Source organism: Clostridium sp., assembly GCF_051656525.1.
Taxonomy (GTDB): domain Bacteria; phylum Bacillota; class Clostridia; order Clostridiales; family Clostridiaceae; genus Clostridium.
Genome location: NZ_JBOGCC010000047.1, coordinates 25,197 through 37,990 on the forward strand (window position 1 = coordinate 25,197; position 12,794 = coordinate 37,990).

General features: G+C 28.5%; 13 protein-coding genes. 12 read left to right on the forward strand and 1 reads right to left on the reverse strand.

All coding sequences use genetic code 11. The features are described from left to right. The first annotated feature begins 24 nt into the window (after positions 1–24). The 4 genes from ACRDDY_RS01550 to ACRDDY_RS01565 all read left to right on the forward strand — a co-directional run bounded on the left by ACRDDY_RS01550 (position 25) and on the right by ACRDDY_RS01565 (position 3,847). Entirely contained in the window at positions 25–1,437 is a 1,413-nt protein-coding gene (locus ACRDDY_RS01550; RefSeq protein WP_438563209.1) for a PLP-dependent aminotransferase family protein, read from the forward strand. Beyond that, complete coding sequence (locus tag ACRDDY_RS01555; protein WP_438563210.1) at positions 1,418–2,065, forward strand: YigZ family protein; 648 nt, start codon at positions 1,418–1,420, stop codon at positions 2,063–2,065. Before ACRDDY_RS01550 ends, ACRDDY_RS01555 begins: the two co-directional genes overlap by 20 nt. A 105-nt stretch (positions 2,066–2,170) precedes the next feature. Continuing rightward, positions 2,171–2,908 (forward strand): YebC/PmpR family DNA-binding transcriptional regulator, encoded by a 738-nt coding sequence (locus ACRDDY_RS01560; protein WP_438563211.1) that lies wholly within the window; start codon positions 2,171–2,173, stop codon positions 2,906–2,908. A 150-nt stretch (positions 2,909–3,058) separates the two neighbouring features. Further along, positions 3,059–3,847: an SDR family NAD(P)-dependent oxidoreductase gene (locus ACRDDY_RS01565; RefSeq protein WP_438563212.1), complete on the forward strand. Its 789-nt coding sequence runs from the start codon at positions 3,059–3,061 to the stop codon at positions 3,845–3,847. A 33-nt stretch (positions 3,848–3,880) separates the two neighbouring features. Here the strand turns inward: ACRDDY_RS01565 and ACRDDY_RS01570 are convergent, their stop codons facing one another. Next, positions 3,881–5,128: a ComEC/Rec2 family competence protein gene (locus ACRDDY_RS01570; protein WP_438563213.1), complete on the reverse strand. Its 1,248-nt coding sequence runs from the start codon at positions 5,126–5,128 to the stop codon at positions 3,881–3,883. Positions 5,129–5,355: 227 nt separating this feature from the next. Between ACRDDY_RS01570 and ACRDDY_RS01575 the strand changes: the two genes are divergently transcribed. From ACRDDY_RS01575 to secF, 8 genes are all read left to right on the forward strand, one after another. Further along, the gene (locus tag ACRDDY_RS01575) at positions 5,356–5,919 is read left to right on the forward strand and encodes a hypothetical protein (protein WP_438563214.1); all 564 of its coding nucleotides are present in this window, start codon (positions 5,356–5,358) and stop codon (positions 5,917–5,919) included. A 144-nt stretch (positions 5,920–6,063) separates the two neighbouring features. Next, complete coding sequence (gene ruvA, locus ACRDDY_RS01580) at positions 6,064–6,663, forward strand: Holliday junction branch migration protein RuvA (RefSeq protein WP_438563215.1); 600 nt, start codon at positions 6,064–6,066, stop codon at positions 6,661–6,663. A gap of 10 nt (positions 6,664–6,673) precedes the next feature. Then, on the forward strand, positions 6,674–7,714 hold the full coding sequence (gene ruvB / locus ACRDDY_RS01585; RefSeq protein ID WP_438563216.1) for a Holliday junction branch migration DNA helicase RuvB: 1,041 nt from the start codon (positions 6,674–6,676) through the stop codon (positions 7,712–7,714). 4 nt (positions 7,715–7,718) lie between these two features. After that, positions 7,719–8,744 (forward strand): tRNA preQ1(34) S-adenosylmethionine ribosyltransferase-isomerase QueA, encoded by a 1,026-nt coding sequence (queA, locus tag ACRDDY_RS01590; protein WP_438563217.1) that lies wholly within the window; start codon positions 7,719–7,721, stop codon positions 8,742–8,744. Between the two features lie 20 nt (positions 8,745–8,764). Then, the gene (gene tgt, locus ACRDDY_RS01595; RefSeq protein ID WP_438563218.1) at positions 8,765–9,901 is read left to right on the forward strand and encodes a tRNA guanosine(34) transglycosylase Tgt; all 1,137 of its coding nucleotides are present in this window, start codon (positions 8,765–8,767) and stop codon (positions 9,899–9,901) included. 80 nt (positions 9,902–9,981) lie between these two features. Then, a complete protein-coding gene (yajC, locus tag ACRDDY_RS01600) occupies positions 9,982–10,263 on the forward strand; it encodes a preprotein translocase subunit YajC (protein ID WP_438563219.1) in 282 nt (93 codons plus the stop codon). A 247-nt stretch (positions 10,264–10,510) separates the two neighbouring features. Beyond that, the gene (gene secD / locus ACRDDY_RS01605) at positions 10,511–11,773 is read left to right on the forward strand and encodes a protein translocase subunit SecD (RefSeq protein WP_438563220.1); all 1,263 of its coding nucleotides are present in this window, start codon (positions 10,511–10,513) and stop codon (positions 11,771–11,773) included. Then, on the forward strand, positions 11,766–12,668 hold the full coding sequence (gene secF / locus ACRDDY_RS01610; RefSeq protein WP_438563221.1) for a protein translocase subunit SecF: 903 nt from the start codon (positions 11,766–11,768) through the stop codon (positions 12,666–12,668). Before secD ends, secF begins: the two co-directional genes overlap by 8 nt. Positions 12,669–12,794 lie beyond the last annotated feature (126 nt).

Below are 12,794 nucleotides of genomic sequence, written 5' to 3' on the forward strand. Positions count from 1 at the left end.
TAGAGGGGATAGGCTGTAAGTATTATGTGGATTGATAATATAAATTTTACGAAAGATAACAATAAATATATGGAAATTTACAATAATATAAAATTAGCTATAGACAATAATGAAATTGAGGATGGAGAAAAATTACCCCCAATAAGAAATTTAAGTGAAACATTAGGTATAAATAAAATAACCGTAATAAATGCGTACAAAAAATTAGAGCAAGAAAGTTATGCATTTCAAAAAATAGGTAGTGGAACATTTGCAAGAAAAAAAGAAGTGATTTTTGATTTTAGGAAAGAATATTCTAAAACATTTAAAATGCTAGAAAGGAAAAAAACAGATTTTATAGATTTTACTGGTGAAACTAATAAAGAAGTATTATTTCCTATAAAAGATTTTAAAGAGATTATAAATAAAGTATTAGATAGAGATGGAGAAGAGGTATTAGTAACTCAAGACCCATTAGGATATGAACCACTTAGAAAAACTATAAATAAGGTGTTTTTTGAAAATACTTTAGATAATGAAAATATAATTATTGTATCAGGTGCACAACAAGGAATAGATATTGCATCTAAAGCAATACTTAATATTAATGATACAGTTATTGTTGAAAAGCCAACTTATGGTGGGGCATTATCAGTATTTAAATGGAAAAAATCTAGAATTTTAGAGATTAATATAGAGGATGACGGACTAAATTTAAAAGATCTAGAAATGAAGGTTAAAAAGAATAAAATAAAGCTTTTATATGTAATGAGTTACTTTCAAAATCCAACGGGAATTTCGTATAGCTTAGAAAAAAAGAGAGAAATTTTAAAGCTAGCAAATAAATATAATTTCTATATAATGGAAGATGATTATTTATCAGAACTTATTTATGAAAAATCAATAGAATATATTCCTTTTAAGAAATTAGATACAAGTGATAGGGTTATTTATATAAAAAGTTTTTCAAAAATATTTTTACCAGGAATAAGACTTGGTTATATTGTAGCACCAATTAAATTTAGAGAAAGTTTTTTAAAAGCTAAATTTAATACAGATATAGCAACATCAAGTTTAATGCAAAGGGCTTTAGAATATTATATTGGAAAGTGGAATTGGAAAGAAAATATAAGAAAACTATCAGAGGAGTATAAGAAAAGATATATTCTTATGAATAAAGAGATAGATGAGAATTTAAATAAATATGTTACGTATAGAAAACCTAAAGGTGGATTAAACTTTTATATTCAATTTAAAGAAGAAAAAATATCTTCCATTGAGTTGTTTCTAAAATTAAGAGAAAAAAATGTTTTTATAACTCCTGGTGTATTCTTTTTCAAAGAAAAAAAAGAAGGAGAAAGATGTTTTAGATTAGGATTTTCTCAAGTTGATGAAGAAAAGATAAAAGCAGGAATAAAAATTATTAAGGAGGAACTAGATGGCCTATATAACAATTAGAAATTATGGTGAAGATAGGTTTGAAGAAAAAAAATCAGAATTTATTGGATATGCAAAAAGAGTGCAAAATGAAGAAGAGGCAAAGGAGTTTATAGCAGAAATTAAGAATATGCATAAACAAGCAAGACATAATTGTTTTGCCTATGTTATTGGAGAAAATTATGGCATTCAAAGATATTCAGATGATGGAGAACCACAAGGAACAGCAGGAATTCCTATATTAGAAGTAATGAAAAAAAGTAATATAACAGATTGTGCAGTTGTAGTTACTAGATACTTTGGGGGAATACTTCTTGGAGCAGGTGGACTTACAAGAGCCTATACCAAGGGAGCAAGTATTGCGTTAAAAGCCGGTGGGATTGTAGAGAAGGTAGAAGGATGTAAGGTATCTATTGAAGTTCCTTATGATTTACTTGGGAAGATACAGCATACATGTGGACAACAAGAATGGCATATAGAAGATGTGAAATATACAGATAAAGTTGTAATTTATATTTATGCTGAAATAGTAAATTTAGAAAAAATGATAGAAGAATTTACACAAATAACAAATGGAAAAGCAATAATAAAAGAAACTGAGAAAGAAATATACTTTAAAGAAAATAATCATTTATATAAAAATATATAATATAAAAAATGTAAATAAAATATAAACATTGGAAAGTTGAAGTATATAAATTAGAGTGATATAATTTTAAAGTAAAAACTTTATTAGACGACAGGAGGAATAAAAATGTCAGGACATTCAAAATGGCATAATATCCAAGCCAAAAAAGGTAAAACGGATGCAAAAAGAGGAAAAATATTCACAAAAATAGGTAAAGAGTTAATAATGGCTACAAAAGAAGGTGGTCCTAGTCCTGACGCTAATGCAAAGCTTAGAGACGTAATAGCGAAGGCAAAGGCAGCAAATATGCCAAATGATACTATACAAAGAGCTATTAAAAAAGCATCAGGAGAATTAGCAGCAGTAAACTACGACCACATTGTATATGAAGGATATGGTCCATCAGGAATTGCTGTAATAGTTGATACATTAACAGATAATAAAAATAGATCAGCAGGAAATGTTAGAAGTGCTTTCACTAAAGGTGGCGGAAACATGGGAACACAAGGATGTGTAGGATTCATGTTCCAAGAAAAAGGTGAAATTGTTATAGAAAGAAAAGACTTAGATGAAGAAGAAGTTATGATGACTGCATTAGATGCAGGTGCAGATGATTTCCAAGCAGAGGATGAGGTATTTGTAGTATATACAACACCAGATACTTTTGGTGTTGTAAGAGAAAATTTAGAAGCGCAAGGAATAGAGTTCTTAGAAGCAGATATTAAAATGGTACCAGATACTATGACTGCTATAACAGAAGAAGATGCTAAAAAATTTCAAAAAATGCTTAACTTACTTGAAGATGATGAAGATGTTCAAGAAGTGTACCACAATGCTGAATTCCCAGAAGGATGGGAAGGATAGGATTTTAATTATCCTATAGACTATAAGGTTTGTTTTCAAATTATTTTATATATAATTTGAAAACAGACTTTTTTTATTTATATAGTAGTCATTAAATATTAATTAATGTAAAATTTAAAATTAAAACAGAAAATGGAGAGATATTGTTATATGGGAAAAGTAATAATAACAGGAGCAACAAGTGGAATAGGAAGAGAGTTTTCATATAGATTAAGTGAAGAGGGGTATGATTTAGTATTATTGGGTAGAAGGGAAGAAATTTTAAAAAAGGTAAAGATAGATATTGAAAAGTTATATAAGGTTAATGTGCAAATTAGAATTATTAATTTAGAAAATGAAAAGGAGTTAGATTCTTTTATTCAAGAATTTAAGGAGGATAATTCTATAGAATTTCTTATAAATAATGCAGGTTATGGTGGTGGAGAAAGTTTTATAAAGGATAAAATAGAGTTTTCTTTAGAAATGGTAAATGTTCATATAAATGTAAGTTTAAAACTTTCTAAGATTTTTGGTGAAATAATGAAAAGAAATAGGAAAGGATATATTATAAATACTGCTTCAATGGCAGGATTTAATGCATTTAGATGTTCAGCAATGTATTGTTCAACTAAAAGTTTCTTAATTACTTTTTCAGAATGCTTAGCATTAGAGTTAAAGAATTATAATATTAGGGTTCAATGTCTTTGTCCTGGATTTGTAAGAACAGACTTTCATTCAAGGCTTCAAATGGATGAGGATTTATTAAAAAATAGAGGAATTATAAGGTGGATGAATGTTAATGAGGTTGTATCTATATCATTAAAAGAACTTTATAAAAGAAAAAATATAATATGTATTCCAGGAAGGATTAATAAATTTTTATATTTTATAATAAAAATTATGCCTAAAAGATTGTATTATAAAGTAACAGATAAGGGGTGGGAATACATGGATAAATAAAAAATGCTCCAAGTTAATGGAGCATTTTTAAAATTAGAAGCATTTTGAACAAGCTTCATATCCAGATAATGTATTTAAGTCAACTTGTGTTGCATTAGCTGGATTCATTCTACCACAATTATTTTTAGAGTGATACTTTGAACCAGTTGCAGATAACCAAACCATTTTGCCTTGTGATTTTGGTGAAGGAGCAGTATTACTGTTATTGTTGTTAGTAGATGGTTTATTAGTTGAAGGAGCTGGTTTTTTAGTAGTATTTTTCTCTGGAGTAGAAGGTTTAGTAGGTACTATTTCTACTTTCTTTTCTTCTTTATCTCTAAAATTATAGGAAGCTTTAGCACAATCAGTTTTTAAGCCTTTACCTGTAGATGTAAAAATAATATTATTACATTCATCAGTTCTATGAACTATAATATTTCTTTCTTTTAATTTATCCATAGTGCTCTTATGTGGATGATTGTATTTGTTATTTTTTCCTACAGTGATTACAGCATATTCGGGTTTTACTTTATTTAAGAACTCAGAGCTTGTACTTGTTTTAGAACCATGATGTGAAACCTTTAGTAAATCTATATCAGGAAGTTTATTTAAAACTTCTAATTCAGTATCTTTTTCAGCATCACCTGTGAATAAAAGTGTATCATCACCATTTTCTAATAAAACAATTAATGATTGATCATTAGAATTAGGGCCACCATTAGTATTAAAGACGTTAAAGTTAGCAGTTTTGCTTAATTCAAATGTAGCCGTTTCTAAAGGAACACTAGGAGATAAACCTTTATTTGAGGCGGATGTTATAAAATCTTTATAAGTAGCTGTATCAGAGTCACCGTTTGCTACAAAAAGATTATTAACTTGTAGATTGTCTATAACATTATCTAGTCCACCAATATGATCTGCATGTGGGTGAGTTGCAATAAGATAATCAATTGTATTAATATTTTGTTTCTTTATGTAGTCAATAACTAATTTTTCATCATCATTATCTCCACCATCTATTAGTAAAGTTTTATCACCTTGAACTAATATTGCATCACTATTCCCTGTATTTATAAAATGTATTTTAAGTTCAGTAGAATCTATATTTTTTTTAAGAGTAGTAGAATTAGTTTTTGACTCTGTATTATTAGAATTTGTATTAGATTCATTAGTTTGTTCATTTATGATTGGTTTATTTTGTGAAGTTTCATCTTTAGGTACATGAGCAGAACAGCCTATAAAACTTAAAGATAAAAAGATTGTAAGTAGTGGTAAATAAATTTTAAAATTTTTTTTTCGCATAAAAATCCCCCTTAATTATGTACTAAAAAAAACATATCATATTATGACTTTTTTGTAAACAAAACATTAAGAGAGTAATAATTATCTATTTAATTTAATTTGATTAAAGTAGTTAAAGTTTTGTTCAAATTAGAATAATTCATATCAAGAAAGTTAACTTTAAAGTGAATAAAATGTATAGAAACAAAGGGATATGTCAATAATCACAAAAAAGGAGTGTGATTATAATGAAGAAAAAGACAGGAATAATACTTGGATGTAGTATTGTAGCATTAATATCTTTAATGGCAGCAACATACAATATAGTTTTAAATAATAAAATAAAGAAACAGGGTAATGAAACACCAGTATTAAATTATGACAATAAAGAGCTTCGTGAAGATTTAGTGATAGCTCTTTATACAGGAGAAAAGTTAGAAAAAACTTTAAGCTTAGATATGTTTAAAGAGAAATATGGCGTTGAAAAAATGATAACGGAGGAAGTAATAAAAGAAGCTTTAAAGAATGAAGGGTATGCTTTAGATAATAAAGGGGAAAAAATATTTAGTTTTAAAAAAGATAAAGACAAAGCTAAGGAGAAGAATAAATATCATATTGGAGAAAAAGATGGATATTTAGCAATATTTAAATCAGATGAAAATGGAGATATGCATATAGTAACTCAGTATGAAACATCCTTAGATTTAATAAGATTAAGACCAGAAGAATATGAAAGAATAAGAAATAAAACTTATTTTTCATCAGAAAGTTTAGCAGAAGTAGAAGAGGAAATGTCTGGATTAAATTCTTAAAGATAACTTTTAATAAGGTATAATGAATATTATGCCTTATTTTTTATATTATTTCATTGAAAGATTTTTAGTAAAATGATAAAGTAATAAGTAGATTAAAATGAGAACGTACTTTCATATAAAGAAAATGGGAGGAAGAAATAGATGTATGAATATATAAAAGGTAAATATATAGGAATTATTAAAGATTACATAATAATAGAAAATAATAATATAGGATATAAAATATTTACATCAGGAATAACTATGTCAGAAATGCCAAAGGTTTCAGAAGAAGTAATATTATATTTAACACAAATAGTAAGAGAAGACTTTATTGGATTATATGGATTTATTTCAAGAGATGAATTAAATATGTTTAATATGTTATTATCTATAAATGGAGTAGGTGCAAAAGCAGCATTATCTTTATTATCTATAAGTAAAATAACAAATTTAAAATATGCTATAATGACAGGTGATGATAAGCATTTATGTAAGGCACCTGGAATAGGGAAAAAAACAGCTGGAAGAATAATTTTAGAATTAAAAGATAAACTTAAACCAGATGAGTTTTTAAATGATGAAGGATTAGAGATTATAGAAAAAACAGAAGAAAGCTATGAGAATATTCAAGAAGTTCTTGGAGCATTACTAGCTTTAGGGTATTCGGAAAAAGAAGCAAATTTAGCTATTAAGAAAATTAAAATAGATAATAGTATAGAGGAAATGATAAAGGAAGCTTTAAAAGTTTTAATGGGATAGGTGGTTTAATATGGAGAGAATAATAACACCGGATGAACTTAATGAGGATAGAAATAAAGAGCTTAGTTTAAGACCAGAAAAAATAAATGAATATATAGGACAAGATAAAGTTAAAGAAAGATTAAATATATTTATAAAAGCAGCTATGAAAAGAGGAGAAGCATTAGATCATGTCCTTTTATATGGTCCACCAGGACTTGGAAAAACTACTCTTGCTAATATTATAGCAAAGGAAATGGGTGGAAATTTAAAAATAACATCAGGGCCTGCAATAGAAAGAGCAGGAGATTTAGCAGCAATACTTACAACACTTAGTGATAATGATGTTCTTTTTATAGATGAAATTCACAGATTAAATAGAAGTGTTGAAGAAATACTTTATCCAGCAATGGAAGATTATGCTTTAGATATTGTTATAGGAAAAGGCGCTGCAGCTAAATCTATAAGATTAGACCTTGCAAAGTTTACATTAATTGGTGCTACAACAAGAGTGGGAATGTTAACATCGCCACTTAGAGATAGATTTGGTGTTTTATGTGCTATGGAGTATTATACAGAAGATCAACTTACTAATATAATTATTAGAAGTGCAATGGTATTTAACTCTAAAATAACAGAGGAAGGAGCAAGAGAAATTGCTAGGCGTTCAAGAGGAACACCTAGAATTGCTAATAGGTTATTAAAAAGGGTTAGAGATTATTCGGAGGTTGAGGGAGATAATATAATAAGCTTTAAAGAAGCTAGAGGTGCACTATCATTGCTTGAAGTAGATGATAAAGGATTTGATAGGGTAGATAATAAAATACTAGAGGCTATTATAGATAATTTTAAAGGTGGTCCTGTAGGAATAGAGACTTTATCTTATTTTGTAGGTGAAGAGCTTGGAACTATTGAAGATGTATATGAACCTTATTTACTTCAACAAGGATATATAGTAAGAACGCCAAGAGGAAGAATGGCAACTGAAAAAGCATATAAACATTTAGGAAGAAAAATAAGCAATAATAAAAGCGTAGGTGAACAAAAAAGCTTTTTTAAGAGTGAGGAGTAAGAAGATGAAAGTAAGTGATTTTGATTTTAATTTACCAGAAGAATTAATAGCACAACATCCATTAAAAGAAAGAGACTCATCAAGATTAATGGTATTAGATAAGAAAACTGGTGAAATAGAACATAAGAGATTTAGTGATATAATAGATTATTTAAATGAAGGAGATACTTTAATATTAAATAATACTAGAGTAATGCCAGCAAGGCTTATAGGACAAAAGGAAGAAACTGGTGGAAAAATAGAATTTCTATTATTAAAAAGATTAGAAGGGGATAAGTGGGAATGTCTAGCGAAGCCAGGAAAAACAGCAAGAGTAGGAAGAAAGTTTACTTTTGGTGATGGAAAGTTAAAATGTGAAGTAATAGAAGTATTAGAAACAGGAAATAGAGTAATAGAGTTTTCTTATGATGGAATATTTGAAGAGGTTTTAGATTCTTTAGGAGAAATGCCACTTCCTCCATATATTCATGAAAGATTAGACGATAAAGAAAGATATCAAACTGTTTATTCAAAAGAAAAAGGGTCAGCGGCTGCACCAACAGCAGGACTACATTTTACTGAAGAATTATTAGAAAAGATAAAAGAAAAAGGTATTAATATAGGATATTTAACACTACACGTTGGACTTGGTACGTTTAGACCAGTTCAAGTTGATGATATAAATAATCATGTAATGCATTCAGAATTTTATCAAGTAAGTGCTGAAACAGCTGATTTAATAAATAAGACTAAAGAAAATGGTGGAAGAGTAATTTCAGTTGGAACTACATCAACTAGAACTTTAGAAACTGTAGCAGATGAAAATGGAAAAATAAAAGAATCAAGTGGATGGACAGATATATTTATATATCCAGGGTATAAGTTTAAGGTTGTAGATAACTTAATTACAAACTTCCATTTACCAGAATCAACATTAATAATGTTAGTTGCATCTCTTGCAGGTCAAGAAAATGTGTTAAATGCTTATAATGTAGCAGTTAAAGAAAAATATAGATTCTTCTCATTTGGAGATGCAATGTTTATAAAGTAAAGAATAGGAGTGGAAAAAATTTGAGCAAAAGGTATACTTTATTAAAAAAAGATGGAAAAGCAAGAAGAGGAAGATTTGAAACACCTCATGGAGTTGTAGAAACACCAGTATTTATGAATGTAGGAACTCTTGCAGCTATAAAAGGTGCAGTTTCAAGTATGGATTTAAAAGAAATAGGATGTCAAGTAGAGCTATCTAATACATATCACTTACATTTAAGACCAAGTGATACTACAGTAGCAAAATTAGGTGGGTTACACAAATTTATGAACTGGGATAGACCGATTCTTACAGATTCAGGTGGATTCCAAGTATTTTCACTTGCAAGCATGAGAAAAATAAAGGAAGAAGGAGTGTACTTTAATTCACATATAGATGGAAGAAAAATCTTTATGGGACCAGAAGAAAGTATGCAAATACAAAGTAATTTAGCATCAACTATAGCTATGGCATTTGATGAGTGTATAGAAATACCATCACCAAGAGAGTATGTTGAAAAATCAGTAGAAAGAACAACAAGATGGCTTAAAAGATGTAAAACAGAAATGGATAGATTAAATTCATTACCAGGTACTATAAATAATGAGCAAATGTTATTTGGAATAAATCAAGGTGCAACTTTTAAAGATATAAGAATAGCACATGCAAAAGAAATAACAAAATTAGATTTAGATGGATACGCAATTGGTGGTCTTGCAGTAGGTGAAACACATGAAGAAATGTATGAAACTATTGATGCAGTAGTACCACATTTACCAGAAGATAAGCCAATATATTTAATGGGAGTAGGAACACCAGAAAATATTTTAGAAGCAGTAGAGCGTGGAGTAGACTTTTTTGATTGTGTATTACCAGCAAGAAATGGTAGACATGGTCAAGTATTTACTAAAGATGGTAAGATTAATTTAATGAATGCTAAGTTTGAATTTGATGAAAGACCAATAGATGAAGGATGTCAATGTCCTGCATGTAAAAATTATACAAGAGCATATATAAGACATTTATTTAAAGCGAAAGAAATGCTTGCAATGAGACTTACAGTACTTCATAATCTTTATTTTTATAATAAATTAATGGAAGAAATAAGAGAAGCAATAGATAATGATTCATTTAAAGAATTTAAGGAAGCTAAAATAAAAGCTTGGAATAAAAAATAAATTTGACAAATAAAAACAAAAATTGTAGACTATTCTTTAAAGTGACTAAATATAAAGATATGAATGGAGAGGATTTTTAAATGCACGGAATACTTTTAAATATAATACCTATAGTAGTAATATTTGCACTATTCTGGTTCATGATACTTGCACCAGAAAAAAAGAGAAAGAAAAAGTATGGAGATATGATGAGTACTCTAGGTGTAAATGATGATATTATGACTAGAGGAGGAATTATCGGAAAGATAATTCAGATGGATGATGAACATGTCATAATAGAAACAGCTGGAAAAACAAGACTTAAGATAGTAAGAAATGCAATAGCAGAAAAGTTACAAAAGGGAACTGAAAAAGAAATGTAAATACAAAATGTGCTTAAAACTTAAATTTAAGCACATTTTTTTTTATGTTTTTTTAACATATATGAAACCTTCATAAAAGTGTCATTTTCTTTGTAAATTAAAGATGTTATGATATAATACAAAGTGGATTAATATGAAGGCAACTGATTTGTTTAATATATATTTTGTAAAATAAGCTTTATAGAATAATATATTAGTTAGTTGGAGAAAATATGAATTGATAAAAAAATAACAAAGGGGGATGAAGATGAAGTCCAAAGGTAAAAGTACAGCTATATTTATAGTTTGCACTTTAGCAATTATTATTCTTGCGTTTGTATGCTTTAAAGGAGTTACAATAGCAGGGTATCAGGTTAAATCTTTTAACCAAAGTATAACTAAAGGTCTTGATTTACAAGGTGGAGTATCAGTGCTTCTTCAAATAGAAGAGCCAAACGTAAGTCATCAAGACTTAGAAAAAACTAAAGACTTAATAGCTCTTAGAGTTAATAAGCTTGGAGTTGCAGAAACAGTAGTAACAACAGAAGGAAGTAACAGAATATTAGTTAGTATTCCAGGAAAGTATGACTCACAGTCAATTGTAAAAACTTTAAGTCAAACAGGAAACTTAACTTTTGTTGGTCCAGATGGAAAAACAATTTTAACAGGAAAAGATGTTGAAAAAGCAACAGCACAAATTGATCAACAAACAAACCAACCAGTAGTATCTTTAAAGTTTACGAATGAGGGTGCTAAAGCGTTTGCAACTGCAACAGGAGAGCTTATTGGTCAAAAAATAGCAATAAAAATGGATGGAGACACACTAACTGATCCAACTGTTCAAAGTCAAATAAATGATGGGGAAGCAGTAATAACAGGTAGTGGAACTATTCAAGAAGCACAAAACTTAGCAGGGCTTATAAATTCAGGAGCATTACCAGTTCCGATTAAAGCTGTGTCACAACAAACAATAGGAGCACAACTTGGAGGTTCAGCACTACCTTCAGCAGTGAAAGCAGGAGTTATTGGAGTAGGATTAGTATTTTTATTTATGATAATTTACTATAGAGTACCGGGAGTGATAGCATGTATAGCATTAACTTTCTATATTACTTTAGTATTATTAGCTTTCGTTGAAATAGGAGTAACATTAACACTTCCAGGAATTGCAGGACTACTCTTAACCATAGGTATGGCAGTAGATGCCAATGTCTTGATTTTTGAAAGGACGAAAGAAGAACTTTCAAGAGGGATTAGTCCAAGTGCAGCAATTAAAAGAGGATATAAAAATGCTATGTCTTCAATAGTAGACTCAAATATGACTACTATATTAGCAGCTCTAATTCTTTATTTCTTTGGATCAGGTTCAGTAAAAGGATTTGCAATAACATTAATGATTGGTATTGTAATTAGTTTATTTACTGGATTATTAGTAACTAAATTCTTCTTAGATTTAGGATACGATATGGGAATCTTAAGAAAATTAAGTGCTTTTAGAGTAAAAAAGAAGGAGGTAAAAGAAAATGCTTAAGATAATCGACAAATGGAAATTGTGGTTTTCTTTATCTCTAATAGTAATAGTAATAGGAATTGGATTTGGTATTGCACATAAGGGTCTAAATTTTGGAATAGATTTTAAAGGTGGAACACAGGTTATATTTAATTTAGGTGATGGATATAATAAAGCACAAGCTGATAAAATAGTTTCTGAATATGTAAATGATGCAAGTACAAATACTGTTAATAATAATGAATATGAAATAAAATCAGCTAAACTTACATCAGCAGATGTAAATGAAATTTTTGCGCAATTTAAAAAAGAATTCAAAGTAGGCGATAATGCATTAGTATCTCAAAGTGAGATAGGAGCATCTATTGGAAAAGAGATGACCTATAAATCAATAGCAGCACTATTAATTGCTTTCTTATGTATGCTAGTTTATATAGCAATAAGATTTGAATTTAAATTTGGTATTGCAGCATTGATTGCATTAATACATGATATAGCTATAACAGTAAGTATATATGCGATATTCAATATAACAGTAAACTCACCATTTATAGCGGCAATTCTTACAGTAGTTGGATACTCTATGAATGATACTATCGTTATATTTGATAGAATAAGAGAAAATTCTAAATATATTAAGAGAAGCTCAGTACGTGAAGTAGCGAATAAAAGTGTAACACAAACAATGACAAGATCAATAAATACAACACTTACAACACTTGTAACAATAGTTGCAGTAACTATATTTGTTCCAAGTGTACGTGACTTCTCATTTCCATTAATAGTTGGAATCGCATCAGGAGCCTACTCATCAATATTTATAGCATCCCCAGTATGGGTAATGCTTAAAAATAGATCAATAAAAAAAGGTAAAATAAAACCTAAGAAAAAAGTAGATACAGAAATTTTACCTTAAATAAAAAAAGTCTTAAAATTTTAATTTTAAGACTTTTTTTTTCTTTTTTTGAATTAATATTTGTAAAATCTTATGTTTTCACTTATAATATTATTGTTTTCTAATTTTGTAGAGGAGAGAGTTAAT